A 15,000-nucleotide genomic window follows, 5' to 3' on the forward strand; every position below is an offset into this window, starting at 1 on the left:
ATGGGGCCGTGCCTCGTTGCGGGCGGCCACCATCTCATTGACGGCTCCTGGCCTTTTTTCTGCATGCAGAACAACCGTCACGTCCAATCCGCATCATCCGGTCGAACCGACCTAAGGAAGAACCATCGTGAAAATCAATTGGGCCGAGAACCTACGGCAGAACGTCCATCAACTGGCCGAGTCCCTGGGCAACCTGTTTGTCGAGTCGTTCCATTACCTGGCGCTGTTCGCCATTGGCGCGGTGACTGCCTGGGCGGCGGTGATGGAATTCCTGCAGATGCTTGAGGCAGGCCACATCAAGATCGATGACATCCTGCTGCTGTTCATCTACCTGGAATTGGGGGCGATGGTCGGTATCTACTTCAAGACCAACCATATGCCAGTGCGTTTCCTGATCTACGTGGCGATCACCGCGCTGACCCGGCTACTGATTTCCAACGTCTCGCACCACAGCCCGCCGGACCTGGGGATCATCTACCTGTGTGGCGGCATCCTGCTGCTGGCCTTCGCCATTCTGGTGGTGCGCTACGCCTCGTCGCAGTTTCCCTCGGTGAAGATCGAACATCCGCAACGCAAGATCGGCGCGGGCTCCGGCGAGCACCCGGAAGTGGAGAAGGGCGAGCTCTAGAAACGCAAGGCCTGGGGCGCGGGCTTATGCCCAGCGGACGGCAGCAGTGCGAGGCTGTCGCCGTTGGTCATGGCTTCGAGGATGGCCACGGCGCTGTGGCCTTGCTCGATGGCGATGCCGAATTGAATGCTTTGCACCAGGCGCTTGATGCGCTGCGGGTCATTGCGCTGGGCTGCGCTGATCATGCGCTTGGCCACCACCCGGCCAGCCTGGGACAAGGTCAGCATGATGCTGCCGTCCAGGCCCTGGATGCTCAGGTTGACCTGATAATCCGGGGTGAAGGTGTCGGTAATCAGTTGAAAGGGGTTGTCCATGATGCGTCACCGCCTGATTGGATCGTGCAGTCATTGACTGGCAGGGCGCGGAATTAGTTCGCAATTCCAGACCGCTGGCCGGTCGTTTGCCGAGGTTTGCCTACGTCCGTGTTGCTCAAGGATGAACAAAGCAAGGGGCATGCCGGGAACCTCGCCGGGCAATGATTGCGGGGACAAAAAAGCGGACCACAAGGTCCGCTTTTTTTATTCCTGCCCGTTTCAGGGCACGACCGAGTAAATGATCGCAGACAGTGCGATCAGGCCGATCAGCACCACGAACAGGTTCGACAACTGGCCCGAATACTGGCGCAGCGAAGGCACCCGCTGGATCGCGTACATCGGCATCAGGAACAGCAGGCAGGCGATCACCGGTCCGCCCATGGTCTCGATAATGTGCAGGATGCTCGGGTTGAAGGTGGCCACGGCCCAGCAAGTGAGGATCATGAACAGCGCGGTGATCTTTTCCAGGCGGGTGGACGACAGCGAGCGCCCCCGCAGGTTTTTCACGATCAGCCCCTGGAAGCCTTCGCTGGCGCCGATGTAGTGGCCCAGGAACGACTTGGTAATGGCCACCAGGGCGATCAGCGGCGCGGCGTAGGCGATGACCGGGGTCTGGAAGTGGTTGGCCAGGTACGACAGGATCGAGATGTTCTGTTCCTTGGCCGCCACCAGGTCCGCCGGCGACAGGGCCAGCACGCAGCTGAAGCAGAAGAACATCACCGTCAGCACCATCATGGCGTGGGCCGTGGCCAGGATGCCGCTGCTCTTGCGTTCGGCCTGGCCGCCGTAATGGCGTTTCTGATCCAGGGCGAAGGCCGAGATGATCGGCGAATGGTTGAAGGAGAACACCATCACCGGAATCGCCAGCCACAAGGTCTTGAAGAACAGCGGCAGGGGCATGCCCTCGCCGGCCGAAGCGAAGAACGCGCCGTTCCAGTTGGGAATCAGGCTCAGGGCCAGTAGCAGCAAGGCGGCGACGAACGGATAGACCAGCAGGCTCATGGCCCGCACGATCACGTCCTGGCCGCAACGCACAATGGCCATCAGGCCGAGGATCAGCAGCAGCGACAGCAGCGCCCGAGGCGGCGGGGTCATGTGCAGCTGGTGCTCCATGAAGTTGCCCAGGGTGTTGGTCAGGGCCACGCTGTACACCAGCAGGATCGGGAAGATGGCGAAGAAGTAGAGCAGGGTGATCAGCTTGCCGGCACCGACCCCGAAGTGTTCTTCCACCACCTCGGTGATGTCCCCGGAGCGCCCGGAGAGGACGAAACGGGTCAGGCCGCGGTGAGCGAAGAAGGTCATGGGGAAGGCCAGCAGCGCCAGCACGATCAATGGCCAGAAGCCACCGACCCCGGCGTTGATCGGCAGGAACAGGGTGCCGGCGCCGATGGCGGTGCCATACAGGCCGAGCATCCAGGTGGTGTCGTGCTTGCTCCAGCCTTGCCGGGCTGTTGCGGTGTCGCGGGGTGTGGCTACTGCGGGATTTTCGGCAGCAGGTGTGGGTACATCGGTCATCGGTATCGCCTCGTTATTATTTTTGCTCGGGCTCACGTGTTACGGACGGTCAGGGAAGGCTCCTCAGCATTCCACCCAGCTCACTGCCAGGCCGCCCCGTGAAGTTTCTTTGTATTTGTCATGCATGTCGGCGCCGGTATCGCGCATGGTGCGGATCACCCGGTCCAGGGAAATGAAGTGTTTGCCGTCGCCGCGCAGGGCCATCTGGGTGGCGTTGATCGCTTTCACCGCGGCAATCGCGTTGCGCTCGATGCAGGGCACCTGCACCAGCCCGCCCACCGGGTCGCAGGTCAGGCCGAGGTTGTGTTCCAGGCCGATCTCGGCGGCGTTTTCCAGTTGCTCGGGGGTGGCGCCGAGGACTTCCGCCAAACCCGCGGCGGCCATGGCGCAGGCCGAGCCCACTTCGCCCTGGCAGCCGACTTCGGCGCCGGAAATAGAGGCGTTCTTCTTGCACAGGATGCCCACTGCCGCGGCACCGAGGAAAAAGTTCACGACGTCGTCGTCAGAGGCCTGGGGATTGAACTTCATGTAGTAGTGCAGCACCGCCGGGATGATCCCCGCCGCACCGTTGGTAGGAGCGGTGACCATGCGCCCGCCGGCGGCGTTTTCCTCGTTTACCGCCAGGGCGTAGAGGTTGACCCACTCCATGGCCGAGAGGGTCGAGGTGATGACATTCGGCTTGCCGATTTCCAGCAGGCTGCGGTGCAGCTTGGCGGCGCGCCGCGGGACATCGAGGCCGCCAGGCAGGATGCCTTCGTGGCGCAGGCCCTGTTCGACGCATTCGCGCATCACCGACCAGATATGCAGCAGGCCGCTGCGGATTTCGGCGTCGCTGCGCCAAGCCCTTTCGTTGGCCAGCATCAGCTCGCCGACCCGCAGCTTGTGGGTCTTGCACAGCGCCAGCAGTTCAGCAGCGCTGTTGAAGTCGTAAGGCAATTCGACGCTGGCGCCGGCTTCAGTTCCGGCCTCGACCTGGGCGGCCTCGATGATGAAACCACCACCTACCGAGTAGTAGGTCTGTTCCAGCAGCGTGCCTTGCTCGCCTGAGGCGGTCAGGGACATGGCGTTGGGGTGGTAGGGCAGGCTTTGGTCCAGCAGGAGCAGGTCCTGTTGCCAGTCGAAGGCGATGTTCGTGCGCCCCCCCAGCAGCAATTGGCCGCTGTCGCGCAGTTGCTGGATGCGTGGGCCGATGCTGCCCGGGTCGATGCTGTCGGGCCATTCGCCCATCAGTCCCATGACGCTGGCGCGGTCGGTGGCATGGCCGACACCGGTGGCGGAGAGGGAGCCGTAAAGGCGGATCTGCACCCGCTGTACCTGATCCTCCAGGCCCAGGTCGAACAGCGCCTGGGCGAAGGTGGCGGCGGCGCGCATCGGGCCCACGGTGTGGGAGCTGGAGGGACCGATACCGACTTTGAAAAGATCGAAAACACTGATAGCCATGCTAAAGCCTTACAAGCAATGGAAGGTGGATCGCTGCCATTTTTTGTAGGCCAAGCGCAATGTCGGCGATACTGCCCGGGTCGGTCGGAACTGACCAACGAAACTTCCTAAGAGATCCTTTAGCAGGACTAAACGATGAGCCGTCAGTTTCATGCCCAGACCTATGTCTGGCTGCATGTGTTTTCCTGTGCCGCGCGGCACCTGTCCTTTACCCGTTGTGCTGAAGAACTGCACATCACGCCCGGAGCGGTCAGCCAGCAGATCCGTCAGTTGGAAGAGCGCCTGGGTCTGCGCCTGTTTCACCGTCGGCCCCGGGGTGTGGAACTGAGCGCCGAAGGCCAGCGGCTGGCGCTGACGGTGAGCGAGGCCTACGGCAGCATCGATGCGGAGCTGCGGCGCCTGGACGCGGGAATGATCAGTGGCACCCTGCGTCTGCGTTCGATCCCTTCGTTTCTCGGCAAGTGGCTGACCCCGCGCCTGCCGCGGCTGCAACAGCGTTATCCGGAGATCCAGCTGCGGCTAGTGGCGGAGGACAGCAGCGTGGCCTTGCACGAAGGCGACTTCGACCTGGCCATCGACCTGAACGACGGCAGCTACCCCGGCTTGCAGTCCACCGCGTTGCTGGACGAGCAGATCTTCCCGGTCTGCGCGCCGAGTCTGCTGCGGGGCCGTCCGCCGCTGCACGGGCCGGCGGACCTGGCGCATTTCCCCCTGCTGCACGACATCACCGCCTGGCGCGGCAGCTTTGAATACGCCGAATGGGAGTTCTACCTCAATGCCATCGGCTTCGAAGGCGCGGATGTGCGTCGTGGCCACACCTTCAACCGCAACCACCTGACCATCGAGGCGGCGATCGCCGGCATGGGCGTGGCGATTGCCCGGCGCACCCTGCTCAATGACGAACTGGAGCGCGGCACCCTGATCGTGCCTTTCGGTCTGGCGGTGCCCAATCACAAGCGTTATGTGTTGCTCTATGCACCGGGCGCCCTGAGCCATCCGGGTGTGCGTGCGGTGCATGATTGGCTGGTCGAAGAAGCGGAGATCTTTCGCGGTCTGCACCCCCTGGGAGAGGGGCAATTGTGAGGGTTTGAGCGAGGGGGCCGAATCGAGCTAACTCCCGACCTTAACAGCGCCTTTGCAGTTTGTCCGGCTTTATTTGCGTATGAATATTTATCTTTTTTAAGGGGTTGAAATGTTCGCCGCCGTGCCTAATTGTGTAATCAAGAGGTCACGAAATGCAGGTCCAAACGTCCTGCCTTGACCCTCTTACGAGCAAGCTGAAATAAGGGAAGAACTATGCAAATCCAAGTCCATAGCGATAACCATATTCAAAGCAGCCTTCGGTTGGAGGAGTGGGTGCGCAGCACCGTTGAAAGCACGCTCGAACGCTACGAAGAAGACCTGACCCGGGTCGTGGTCCACCTGCGGGACGAGAACGGTGGCAAGTCAGGTCCGGACGATATGCGCTGCCAGCTGGAAGCCCGTCCGAAAGGTCACCAGCCGATTTCCGTGACCCATAAGGCCGACACCCTGGAACAGGCCATTGATGGTGCGACCATCAAGCTGGAAAGTGCCCTGGAGCACATGTTCGGTAAATTGCGCGGCAAACGTGCGGCGGCCGTGCCCAGCAGCGACGGCACCGAGGCGGATGCCCTGCTCGAAGAAGAATTCCTGGAAAACCAACAGGCCGCGCTCAATAGCTGACGGCTGAGTTTCTCCCCCAACCCACGGGCCTGCATTGCAGGCCCGTTTTGTTTTGTGGCGAGGAAAGTCAGAACGCCACTGACGTTTGTACATAGAGCGTGCGTGGCTCACCCACGTACTTGCCCTTGTTGTTGTCGTCGAAGGAGCGGGTGAAGTACTGGTGGTTGAAGATGTTCTTCACGCCCACCGCGACATTCAGGTCAGACAGCTGCGGGCCGAAGTCGTAGCCGGCACGGGTGCTGAACAGCATGTAGCCGGGGATGCGGCCGTTGCTGCCGTCGGCACTTTCACGCGAGGTGTTGGCGTTGTCGGCGAACTGGCTGCTCTGGTAGCTGCTGTCGAGGTTGAGCTTCCACGGACCTTCGGTGTAGCTCACCCCCAGGGTGCCCTTGTGCTTGGAGGAGAAGGGCACGCGGTTGCCCTTGTTCGGACCGTCCTCACGAATCGTGGCATCGACGTAGGCATAGGTGGCGTAGACATTGAAACCGGCCAGCGCCGGATCGAGGCCGTCCAGGGCGTAGTTGATGCTGCTCTCGATACCCTGGTGGCGGGTTTCGCCCCGGGCGATCACCGTGTCGTTGGTCTGGTTGCTGTCGTACTGGTTGTCGAAGTTGATCAGGAAGGCGCCGATCTCCGCCCGCAGGTTGCCATCGTCATAGCGGGTGCCCAGTTCCCAGGTGCGGGCTTTTTCCGGTTTGACCTCGCCGCTGGCCACCCGGTTGGGCATCTGGCTGTATTGCACGCTGCCGAAGGAGCCTTCGGTATTGGCGTAGAGGTTCCAGCTCTCGTTGAGGTGATACAGCACATTCAGCGCCGGCAGCGCGGTGTTGTAGTCGCCCTGGTATTTGACGTGGGTGAGGTTGTTGCTCTGCTGTGACTCGATCATCTCGTAGCGGATGCCCGGGGTCAGGGTCCACTTGCCGATATCGATCCGGTCGTCGACGAAGAAAGCGTGGGCCTCGGTGCCGCCACGGGTATCCCGGTCGTTGCGACTGTTGCTGGTGGGCAGTTGCTGATTGGCGGTCAGCGGTGTGCGGTAGCGCAGTTCATGCCCGGCTTCGTTGATGTAGCGGTAGCCGACGCCCACTTCATGGCTGCTGTCCCCCAAGTCGAAGCCCTGGGCGAAGCGGGTTTCCAGGCCGCGCACCCAGTACTCGCGGGGTGACAGGGAGAGGAAACTGCCCTGGTCCAGGTAGCCGCTGCGCAGGGTCTTGGTGAAGAAGCTGTTGACGGTGAACTCCCGGCGATCTTCCTGATAGCGATAGCCGACATTGAACATCGTGCGCCGGCCCCAGAATTTGTCATAGGGACGGGTGGACTGATACGGATCGGCCTTGTAGTCCGCCACGTTCAGGCCGCCGGGCATGTCCGCTTCACCCTCGTAGTACTGGGCCATGGCATTGAAGCTGTTGGCCTCGTCGAGCTGGTACTTGCCCTTGAGAATCAGGTCGTCGATCTGCGTGTCGCTGTGTTCGCGCCAGTCGCCGCCGCGGGTGCCGGAGTACAGCAGGGCGCCACCCAGGCCATTGTCGGCCGTGCCGCCGGCCAGCAGGTTGGCGCTGGTCTTGAAACCGTCATGGCTGGAGGAGGGGCTGGTCTCGGTCTGAAAACCACCCTTGACCGTTGGTGTATCGGGAATCGCCCGGGTCACGAAGTTGACGATGCCGCCGACGTTCTGCGGGCCGTAGCGCACGGCGCCGCCGCCACGCACCACGTCCACGGCATCCATGTTGCCCATGCTGATGGGGGCAAACGACAGTTGCGGCTGACCGTAGGGGGCGAACGGTACCGGGATGCCGTCCATCAGCACCGTGGAGCGCGAGGCCAGACGCGGATTGAGGCCGCGAATGCCGAAGTTCAGGGCCATGTCGTGGCTGCCGGTGCCGTTGTTGTCCGGTGCATTGACCCCGGGAATCCGATTGAGCACATCCCGGGCCTGGGTCGCGCCCTGACGCTCGAACTCTTCCCGCCGAATCACGTCCCGGGCGCCGGGGTGCTCGAAGACATCGCTCTGCTGGGCATCGCCGAGCCAGTCACCGACCACGCTGGAGGTCTCCAGTTGCACTGACGCCGGGGCTGCCTCGGGGTTGGCCGGTTGCAGGCTGAAGGCATTCTGGCCCTCGGCCCGGGCTTGCAGGCCGGTGCCTTGCAGCAGGGCTTTGAGGCCCTGTTCCGGGCTGTAGTTACCTTCCAGGCCACGACTTTGCACGCCACGGGTGACCTCTGAGCCGAAGGAGATCAGCACCCCGGCTTCACGACCGAACTGGTTCAGCGCGCTTTCCAGGCTGGTCGGGGCAATGTGGTAAGGCTTGGTCTCGGTGGTGGCGGCCAGGACCTGGGGCAGGCTGGCAAGACTCAGGCTGGCGCCCAGCAACAGGTGACGCAGGGTACGGGCCAGGGGCGTGAGGCGGATGGGTTGCTCGGTCATGAACGGCGATCCTGAGAAGGGGGAATCAAGGTGGCTTTCCCTCTCTGTCACCCGAGCCGGGCAAAACGGCTCAACGGCCATGAAAAAATCTTCCTGAGCGAAAGAACCAGCGACGGATGGTGGTTCCCGACAATCAGGCCCGGGCCTCAACCGTGACCCAATAGCGGGTAAAGCGCCGCACCCTGACCGGCAGGCTGATGGCCAGCAGGTCGAGAATCCGCTCGCTGTCATCCAGTGGATAACTGCCTGAGATCAGCAGGTCCGCCACCTGGGCATCGCAGTTCAACTGGCCACGACGGTAGCGCCCCAACTCGTCGAGGAAATCCGCCAGGCGCATATGGGCCGCCACCAGCATGCCTTCGCTCCAGGCACCGCTGCCGGCATCCAGGGCCTGGGGCGGCTGCCAGCTGCTGTGGGTGAAATTCAGTTGTTGTCCGGCCGCTACCTGAGGCGGCATTGCGCTGTAGTGCGCCGGCGTCACGCTGACCGTTCCGGAAAACACCGCCAACTGACTGTGCTCCTTGAACTGGCGCAGGTTGATTCGTGCGGCAGCGGGGCGGACCTGCCCCTGGGAAGTCTGTACCACCAGCGGCCGGGCGTCCTGGCCGGCGCTGAGCATGATCTCGCCCTCCAGCAGACGGATCAGTCGTTGCTGTCCATCGAAACGCACATCCACCGCGCTGCTGGTGTTGAGTTGCAACTGGCTGCCATCGCTCAGTTGCAAGGTGCGCCGCTGGCCCAGGGAGCTGCGGTAGTCCGCCAACAGCGGCGGCAGCGGGTTGTGTTCCCGCAGGCCCCAGGCGGCGGCCGAGCCGGCACCGAGAATCAGCAACAGCTTCAGGGCCTGGCGCCGGCTGGCGGATTTCGGTGCATTCAAGGCCGCGTGGGCCAGGGGCGAGGACAAGCCGCGCAAGCGCTGATTGACCCGTTGGATATGCGCCCAGGCTCGCTGGTGTTCGCTATGGGCGTCGTGCCATTGCTGCCAGGCCGCTTGCTGGCGTGGGCTCAGGGGGCCGCCTTGCATTTCGATCAGCCAGTGCACGGCCTGTTCGGCCACGGCGTTGCTGAAGTCGGGCTGGCCATTGAGGTGTGGGTTCATCGAGGCGCTCACAGGGCGAAATAACAACGCATGGCGGCTTTGTTCAGATGACGTTTGACTGTGGCGATGGAGATGTTCAATTGCTCGGCAATCTGGCCGTAGGTCAGGCCATCGAGCTGACACAGCAGAAAGGCCCGCTTGACCGGGCGTGGCAGGCCGTCGAGCAAGGCGTCCAGCTCCATCAGGGTCTGCAGGATGATGGCCCGCTCCTCCTCGGAGGGGGCCACCTGTTCCGGCATCTGCGCCAGGGTTTCCTGATAGGCCCGCTCCAGGTCCTGGCGTCGGTAGTGGTTGAACAGCACCCGTTTGGCGATGGTGGTGAGAAACGCCCGGGGCTCGATCAGGGTCGGTGTTTCCCGGGCGCTGAGCACACGAATAAAGGTGTCCTGGGCCAGGTCGGCGGCACTGTGGGGGCAGCCGAGCCGGCGCCGTAACCAAGTGTTCAGCCAGCTGTGATGGGCTTGGTAGAGGCCTTCGACGGTAGCGCAATGGGACAAGTCGGACGCTCCTGCACCCACAAGGCGCATAAGAGAACAAGAATTGTTCGCATTGTAGTGTTGCGACAGGGCATTCGGCAATCAGCCCGTACCGACAGAAATGGGCCGCGTTGTCGGTGTTTTTTTGCACATGAGAATATTTATCATTAGTATTGTGCGCCTGTTTCTCCCCGACGGCCTGCGCAGTGCCCCGGGCATCCCCTCGCTGCAAGGTTCAAACATGAAAAGCAAGGCCGGCGGAGTTCCCGCTTCCTATCGTCTGGCAGTGGTCTCGCGGGTCTGTGCCGCGGTCCTGGGTGGTTACCTGCTGGCGGCGCTGTCCAGCGTCTGCCTGACGCTGCTGCTGCCCATTCCCCGGGCCGACGCCGTGCTCAGCGGGATGATGGCCTCCTTTGTGTTCTATCTCCTGGCGGTGCTCTGGTGCTTCGCCTGTCGCACTGCCTGGCAGGCCTGGTTCGGCCTGTTGCTGCCAAGCCTGGTGCTGGCGCTGGTCGCCGGCAGCGCCTATTGGGTGGCCTTGCCATGAAGGAAGGTTTGCGTCAGTCCATGGCCTGGCTGCACACCTGGGCCGGGCTGGTGTTCGGCTGGTTGCTGTTCGCGATTTTCTTCACCGGAACCCTGTCCTACTTCAAGGAAGAAATTACCCACTGGATGCAGCCGGAGGCCCCGGTTCGGGCCGTGCATGCCGATATCAGCCTGGATCTGGCCCAGCGTTACCTGGAACAGCACGGCCAGGGCGCGCAGCGCTGGTTCATTACCCTGCCCGATGCGCGTCAGCCGCTGCTGTCGGTGGCCTGGCAGGCGCCGAGCGCCCCGGGCGAGCGCGGCGAGTTCACGGAAAAACTCCTGGACCCCAGCACCGGCAGCGAACTGCAGGTGCGCGATACCCGTGGCGGCGAGTTCTTCTACCGCTTCCACTTCCAGTTGCAAATGCCTTATCCCTGGGGCCGCTGGTTGTCGACCCTGGCCGCCATGGTGATGTTCGTGGCCCTGATCAGCGGCATCATCATCCACAAGAAAATCTTCAAGGACTTCTTCACCTTCCGGCCCCGCAAGGGCCAGCGCACCTGGCTCGACGGGCACAACGCGGTGGGTGTGCTGGTGCTGCCATTCCACCTGATGATCACCTACAGCAGCCTGGTGATCTTCATGTCCATGGTCATGCCGGCGAGCATCCTGGTGGCCTACAAGGGTGACAGCAATGCGTTCTTCAAGGACTTGCGGCCGGCCAGCAACAGCATCCCGGCGGCTGGGCAGCCGGCAGCGCTGACGGCCCTGGACCCGCTGCTCAAGCAAGCCTTGGCACAGTGGCCGGGGGGCCATGCGCAGCGCCTGGTGGTCAACCACCCGGGGGATGTGAATGCGTCGGTGCACGTCATGCGCCACAGCGCCGACCGGGTGGCCCGGGATCTTGGCAGCAGCGTGTCGTTCAACGGGGTCACTGGCCAGCCGTTGGACGCCAGCCCCGAACAGTCCCTGCCCATGGCCATCGGCGGCAGTTTCTATGGCCTGCACATGGGCCTGTTCGCCGGTCCGGTGTTGCGCTGGCTGTACTTTATCTGCGGCCTGGCGAGCACCGCGATGATCGGCACCGGGCTGGTGATCTGGCTGGGCAAGCGCCAGCTCAAGCACGCCAAGAGCGGGGTCATGCCCTTCGAGCTGCGCCTGGTGGAAGTGCTGAACATTGCCAGCATGTCCGGGCTGGTGCTGGCGGTGGCCGGCTTCTTCTGGGCCAACCGGCTGTTGCCGGCAGCCTTCGCCGAGCGCGCCGAGTGGGAGGTCAACAGCTTCTTCATCCTGTGGGGCCTGAGCCTGGTGCATGCCGTGGTCCGGCCCGGGCGGCGTGCCTGGGTCGAGCAATTGAGCCTCGCCGCCTTGCTGTTCTCCAGCATCCCCTTGCTGGACGCTGTGACCAGCCCGAGCCTGATGGACGGCTTCATGGTGCGTGGCGACTGGATGCTGGCGGGCTTCGACCTGGCCTGCCTGAGCAGTGGCCTGTTCCTGGCCTGGGCTGCGCGCAAGCTGCATCGCGGCCAGCAAGCACCGGCCCGGCAGCGGCCTCTGCCCCCTGACACCGAGGTGAACTGATGTTGCTGGCGCTGCTGTTGTGTTTTAGCGGATTCACCGGCCTGTGCCTGTCCCTGGACCGGCATCACGGTGAACTCCTGGGGCACAAGCCCACGACTCGGCGCCAACAGGGCCTGCGCCTGGGAGGCTGGTTGTTGCTGGGCCTGTCGCTGGCGGCGGCAGTGCAGGGCACCGGCTGGAGCCTGGGGCTGGTGCAGTGGTGCGCCGTGCTGATGTGCAGTGCCTTGCTGCTGGTGTTGCTGCTGCCCTATCGCCCGCGTCTGGTGCTGTCGATGGCGGGGGCCAGTCTGTTGGCCTGCCCCCTCGCGGCCCTGGCCCGGTTCTGAGGGAGCGGCCCGTGATGAGCGCCCTGCCACCGGAACCCAGCGACCTGGATCACCCCGATCTGCGGGGCAGTCGTGCGCATTTTCTGCAGGTGTTCCTGTCCCAGCGTTCGCAGATGGAAGCCTTGGTCAGCCGCCGGGTCGGCTGCCGGGCCACCGCCGCGGACCTGGTGCAGGACCTGTTCCTGCGCTTCTGGCGCCGGCCCCTGGTGCAGGTCGAAGAGCTCAGCACCTACCTGCTGCGCTGCGCCGGCAACATTGCCATCGATCACTTGCGCAGCGAAGGCGCGCGGGTGCGGGTCAGTGAAGGCTGGCTACCGGAACAGCAGGACAACCAGGGCAGCGAGCCCCAGGCCGCCCTGGAAGCCGGCAATGACTTGCGACACGTGGAGGCCGCCCTGCGCAGCCTGCCGCAGCGAACCCGGCAGATCTTCCTGCTCAACCGTATCCACGGGCGCAAGTACGCCGAGATCGCCAAGGTCATGGGCCTGTCCCAAAGCGCCGTGGAAAAACACATGATGCGCGCCCTCGAAGCCTGCAAGGCCAGCCTGCGGGAACCTGCGCCCCCGCGCACGCCAAGGAATGCACCGTGAATCAGCGCTCCCGTGTCATCCCGACGCCGGCCCAGGAACAGGCCGCCCTGGCCTGGCTGAGCCTGCTCCACGATCAGCCCAGCAGTGGCGACCAGGCCACCTTCAGCCAATGGCTGCAGGCCGATCCGGCCCACGTCGAAGCCTATGCCCAGGCCCAGGTGCTGTGGGAGTTGAGTGAACAGCCGGCGCGGACCCTGGCGGATGAAGACGCCTTGGCCCTGCAGGGCCTGCTGCGTGCCATGGACGGAGCCCGTGCTCGGGCCCGGCGGCGCTGGTCGGCAGGGTTGGCCATGGCCGCCAGTGTGCTGCTGGTGATCGCCCTGGGCGCCGGCTGGCAGCCGGGCCGTTGGCTCGATGACCTGGGCGCCGATTACGTTTCCGCGCCGGGTCAGGTACGCACGGTGATTCTTGCCGACCAGAGTCAGGTCACCCTGGACGCCGACAGCGCCATTGCCGTGGACTTCAGCCACGGCGAACGGCATGTGCAGTTGCGTCGTGGTGCTGGTTTCTTCAGCGTCAGCCACACGGGCGCGCCCTTTGTGGTGGCGGCCGGGGAGGGCGAAGCGCGGGTCCTGGGCACCCAGTTCGAAGTGCGTCTGCAAGCCGACGGTGCCCAGGTCACGGTGCTGTCCGGGCGTGTCGCGGTCACCGCCGCCAAAGGCGCGGCGCAGCAGGTGCTCGGTGCCGGCCAGCAGGTGGCGTACGGTCATGGCCAGGCGACCCCGTTGCAGGGTGTCGACAGCGAAGCGCAACTGGCCTGGCGCCAGGGTTGGCTGAACTACTACCACGCGCCCCTGGCCGAGGTGGTGCAGGACCTGCGGCGCTATTTCCCCGGACGCATCCTGCTGCTCAATGACCAACTGGCAGCGCGCCGGGTCAGTGGCAGTTTCTCCAGCAAGGACCCTCAGGCGGTCCTCGATTCCCTGCAGGCGGCCTTAGGGTTCGAACAGCACCAAGTCCTCGGCAGGTTCATAGTCCTGCGCTGAAAGGCCCGTCCCAGAGCTCCCGAACATTCATCGATATCACACCTTTCTGTCACCAAACCGTTATATCAGGCGCGGATGATCTGCGGATTCCTGAGCACATGGTCAGGATCGGCGAGGGTTGTGATTCAGCTCTCACAAGGGAGGGAAGGCTGAAGCGGGAGCAAGACGATGCGCAGCTGGGATGTCGCAAAAAAGAAGAAGGCCCACATCGAAATCATTCCGATGATCGATGTGATGATGTTTCTCCTGGTGTTCTTCGTACTGATCAGTCTCAACGTGATTCCCGCCGTGGGAATCAAGACGCAGTTGCCGGTGGCCAGTACCGCGCAACAATTGAAGCCGCAAAACAAGGCGGTGATTACCCTGGGGCTGCAAGAACGCCTGCAACTCGACGGCCAGGACCTGGATGAAGGGGCGCTGTTGGCACAACTTAAAGTGCTGAACAACGGCAGCGAAAAGTTGGTGATCATTATCAACAGCGATCAGGGCGTGGAAGTTAAGCGCCTGGTTTCGGTGATGGACTTGCTCAAGGGCAATGGCTTCTCTTCCGTCTCCATCGCTACGCGCAAGTCCTGACGCCATGTTCGGTTTATATAGAACTCGCAAGTGGCTGGCGTGCCTGCTGCCGGCCGGCCTGTTGTTGCTGGTGATCTATGCCAGTCAGTTGCAACAGTTGCAGATCAAGCCGGTGTATGACGAAAGCACGGTGGAAATTGCCCTGGTGGATGCGGCGGAACTGGTGGCCGCGGCAGAGCCACCACCGCCTGAGCCCGAGCCGCTGCCGATCGAGCCCGAGCCACCGCTGGTGGTGCCCGAGGAAGAGCCGCTGGTGATCGAGCCGCCCAAGCCCAAGCCGGTGGTCAAGCCCAAGCCCCCAGCGCCCAAGCCGTTGCTGGCCAAGCCGTTGCTGGCCAAGCCGCAACCACCCAAGCCGGCTCCGGCTCAGGTGGCCAGGAGTGCCCCCGCGCCGCAGCCGGCGGTGGTTGCAGCGCCGCAACCGGTGGTGGCGCCAGCGGCTCCTGCACCGGCTCCGGCCCCCGCACCTGCGGCGCCCGCCAGTGCAATCAAGGAAAGCCTGTACACCGCCGCTTTGCGCAAGGAACTGGAAAAGCACAAGCAATACCCCAGCGGCCGCGAGGCCTCGCTGCAACGTCCCCAGGGCGATGTGGTGATCTGGCTGGAAGTCGATCGGGCCGGCAACGTGCTCGACAGTGGCATCGAAAACAAGGCGCCGAACATGTTGCTCAATCGCGCGGCGCAAACCAGTTTGCGCCGCGTGGAGAAAGTTTCACCGTTTCCCTCGGACGCGTTCTCCGGCAAGAACAAGCAACGTTTTACCGCGACCTTTAGTTACAACGTGGAATAAACCCATCACCTATTAACGA

The 15,000-nt window shown here is 63.5% G+C and carries 16 protein-coding genes; 10 read left to right on the forward strand and 6 right to left on the reverse strand.

The window, feature by feature from the left end:
• Positions 1-127: 127 nt before the first annotated feature.
• On the forward strand, positions 128-628 hold the full coding sequence (locus LOY69_RS04805; protein ID WP_102861203.1) for a phosphate-starvation-inducible protein PsiE: 501 nt from the start codon (positions 128-130) through the stop codon (positions 626-628).
• On the opposite strand, the gene LOY69_RS04810 is transcribed toward LOY69_RS04805, so the two are convergent.
• From LOY69_RS04810 to LOY69_RS04820, 3 genes are all read right to left on the reverse strand, one after another.
• Positions 625-942 carry a DUF3509 domain-containing protein gene (locus LOY69_RS04810; RefSeq protein ID WP_102861204.1) on the reverse strand — a complete coding sequence of 106 codons (318 nt, stop codon included), beginning with the start codon at positions 940-942 and terminating at the stop codon, positions 625-627. The two genes, LOY69_RS04805 and LOY69_RS04810, sit on opposite strands and share 4 nt — an antisense overlap.
• Before the next feature lie 219 nt (positions 943-1,161).
• Positions 1,162-2,457, reverse strand: coding sequence for a serine/threonine transporter (locus LOY69_RS04815; RefSeq protein ID WP_213664753.1), 1,296 nt, complete (start codon positions 2,455-2,457; stop codon positions 1,162-1,164).
• A 63-nt stretch (positions 2,458-2,520) separates the two neighbouring features.
• The gene (locus tag LOY69_RS04820; protein ID WP_102861206.1) at positions 2,521-3,897 is read right to left on the reverse strand and encodes an L-serine ammonia-lyase; all 1,377 of its coding nucleotides are present in this window, start codon (positions 3,895-3,897) and stop codon (positions 2,521-2,523) included.
• Positions 3,898-4,032: 135 nt separating this feature from the next.
• On the opposite strand from LOY69_RS04820, the gene LOY69_RS04825 reads away from it, so the two are divergent.
• Both LOY69_RS04825 and LOY69_RS04830 read left to right on the forward strand, forming a co-directional pair.
• Positions 4,033-4,980, forward strand: a complete 948-nt coding sequence (locus tag LOY69_RS04825; protein WP_102861207.1) for a LysR substrate-binding domain-containing protein — start codon at positions 4,033-4,035, stop codon at positions 4,978-4,980.
• A gap of 213 nt (positions 4,981-5,193) precedes the next feature.
• The gene (locus LOY69_RS04830; protein WP_102861208.1) at positions 5,194-5,601 is read left to right on the forward strand and encodes an HPF/RaiA family ribosome-associated protein; all 408 of its coding nucleotides are present in this window, start codon (positions 5,194-5,196) and stop codon (positions 5,599-5,601) included.
• Positions 5,602-5,668: 67 nt separating this feature from the next.
• Here the strand turns inward: LOY69_RS04830 and fecA are convergent, their stop codons facing one another.
• From fecA to LOY69_RS04845, 3 genes are all read right to left on the reverse strand, one after another.
• The gene (fecA, locus tag LOY69_RS04835; protein ID WP_265074193.1) at positions 5,669-8,029 is read right to left on the reverse strand and encodes a TonB-dependent Fe(3+) dicitrate receptor FecA; all 2,361 of its coding nucleotides are present in this window, start codon (positions 8,027-8,029) and stop codon (positions 5,669-5,671) included.
• Positions 8,030-8,162: 133 nt separating this feature from the next.
• Positions 8,163-9,128 carry a FecR domain-containing protein gene (locus LOY69_RS04840; protein WP_110596040.1) on the reverse strand — a complete coding sequence of 322 codons (966 nt, stop codon included), beginning with the start codon at positions 9,126-9,128 and terminating at the stop codon, positions 8,163-8,165.
• Positions 9,129-9,136: 8 nt separating this feature from the next.
• A complete protein-coding gene (locus LOY69_RS04845) occupies positions 9,137-9,655 on the reverse strand; it encodes a sigma-70 family RNA polymerase sigma factor (RefSeq protein ID WP_371826178.1) in 519 nt (172 codons plus the stop codon).
• A gap of 190 nt (positions 9,656-9,845) precedes the next feature.
• Here LOY69_RS04845 and LOY69_RS04850 point away from each other — a divergent pair, with 190 nt between their 5' ends.
• The 7 genes from LOY69_RS04850 to LOY69_RS04880 all read left to right on the forward strand — a co-directional run bounded on the left by LOY69_RS04850 (position 9,846) and on the right by LOY69_RS04880 (position 14,981).
• Positions 9,846-10,151: a DUF3649 domain-containing protein gene (locus LOY69_RS04850; protein ID WP_102861711.1), complete on the forward strand. Its 306-nt coding sequence runs from the start codon at positions 9,846-9,848 to the stop codon at positions 10,149-10,151.
• Positions 10,148-11,713, forward strand: a complete 1,566-nt coding sequence (locus tag LOY69_RS04855; protein WP_110596042.1) for a PepSY-associated TM helix domain-containing protein — start codon at positions 10,148-10,150, stop codon at positions 11,711-11,713. The genes LOY69_RS04850 and LOY69_RS04855 overlap by 4 nt, the downstream gene beginning before the upstream one ends.
• Entirely contained in the window at positions 11,713-12,039 is a 327-nt protein-coding gene (locus LOY69_RS04860) for a DUF3325 domain-containing protein (protein WP_102878419.1), read from the forward strand. The genes LOY69_RS04855 and LOY69_RS04860 overlap by 1 nt, the downstream gene beginning before the upstream one ends.
• 14 nt (positions 12,040-12,053) lie before the next feature.
• Positions 12,054-12,629: an RNA polymerase sigma factor gene (locus tag LOY69_RS04865; RefSeq protein ID WP_102878420.1), complete on the forward strand. Its 576-nt coding sequence runs from the start codon at positions 12,054-12,056 to the stop codon at positions 12,627-12,629.
• On the forward strand, positions 12,626-13,615 hold the full coding sequence (locus LOY69_RS04870) for a FecR family protein (protein ID WP_102878421.1): 990 nt from the start codon (positions 12,626-12,628) through the stop codon (positions 13,613-13,615). The genes LOY69_RS04865 and LOY69_RS04870 overlap by 4 nt, the downstream gene beginning before the upstream one ends.
• Before the next feature lie 168 nt (positions 13,616-13,783).
• Positions 13,784-14,191, forward strand: a complete 408-nt coding sequence (locus tag LOY69_RS04875; RefSeq protein ID WP_060837609.1) for an ExbD/TolR family protein — start codon at positions 13,784-13,786, stop codon at positions 14,189-14,191.
• A gap of 4 nt (positions 14,192-14,195) precedes the next feature.
• Positions 14,196-14,981, forward strand: coding sequence for an energy transducer TonB (locus LOY69_RS04880; RefSeq protein WP_265074194.1), 786 nt, complete (start codon positions 14,196-14,198; stop codon positions 14,979-14,981).
• Positions 14,982-15,000 lie beyond the last annotated feature (19 nt).

It is taken from the genome of Pseudomonas sp. B21-059 (assembly GCF_026016285.1).
GTDB lineage: Bacteria > Pseudomonadota > Gammaproteobacteria > Pseudomonadales > Pseudomonadaceae > Aquipseudomonas > Aquipseudomonas danubii.

Excerpts from the sequence above, each read along its gene's own strand:
- LOY69_RS04810 (WP_102861204.1), bottom strand. The coding sequence starts at position 942 with ATGGACAACCCCTTTCAACTGATTACCGACACCTTCACCCCGGATTAT.
- LOY69_RS04815 (WP_213664753.1), bottom strand. The coding sequence starts at position 2,457 with ATGACCGATGTACCCACACCTGCTGCCGAAAATCCCGCAGTAGCCACA.
- LOY69_RS04820 (WP_102861206.1), bottom strand. The coding sequence starts at position 3,897 with ATGGCTATCAGTGTTTTCGATCTTTTCAAAGTCGGTATCGGTCCCTCC.
- LOY69_RS04825 (WP_102861207.1), top strand. The coding sequence starts at position 4,033 with ATGAGCCGTCAGTTTCATGCCCAGACCTATGTCTGGCTGCATGTGTTT.
- LOY69_RS04830 (WP_102861208.1), top strand. The coding sequence starts at position 5,194 with ATGCAAATCCAAGTCCATAGCGATAACCATATTCAAAGCAGCCTTCGG.
- fecA (WP_265074193.1), bottom strand. The coding sequence starts at position 8,029 with ATGACCGAGCAACCCATCCGCCTCACGCCCCTGGCCCGTACCCTGCGT.
- LOY69_RS04840 (WP_110596040.1), bottom strand. The coding sequence starts at position 9,128 with ATGAACCCACACCTCAATGGCCAGCCCGACTTCAGCAACGCCGTGGCC.
- LOY69_RS04845 (WP_371826178.1), bottom strand. The coding sequence starts at position 9,655 with ATGCGCCTTGTGGGTGCAGGAGCGTCCGACTTGTCCCATTGCGCTACC.
- LOY69_RS04850 (WP_102861711.1), top strand. The coding sequence starts at position 9,846 with ATGAAAAGCAAGGCCGGCGGAGTTCCCGCTTCCTATCGTCTGGCAGTG.
- LOY69_RS04855 (WP_110596042.1), top strand. The coding sequence starts at position 10,148 with ATGAAGGAAGGTTTGCGTCAGTCCATGGCCTGGCTGCACACCTGGGCC.
- LOY69_RS04860 (WP_102878419.1), top strand. The coding sequence starts at position 11,713 with ATGTTGCTGGCGCTGCTGTTGTGTTTTAGCGGATTCACCGGCCTGTGC.
- LOY69_RS04865 (WP_102878420.1), top strand. The coding sequence starts at position 12,054 with ATGAGCGCCCTGCCACCGGAACCCAGCGACCTGGATCACCCCGATCTG.
- LOY69_RS04875 (WP_060837609.1), top strand. The coding sequence starts at position 13,784 with ATGCGCAGCTGGGATGTCGCAAAAAAGAAGAAGGCCCACATCGAAATC.
- LOY69_RS04880 (WP_265074194.1), top strand. The coding sequence starts at position 14,196 with ATGTTCGGTTTATATAGAACTCGCAAGTGGCTGGCGTGCCTGCTGCCG.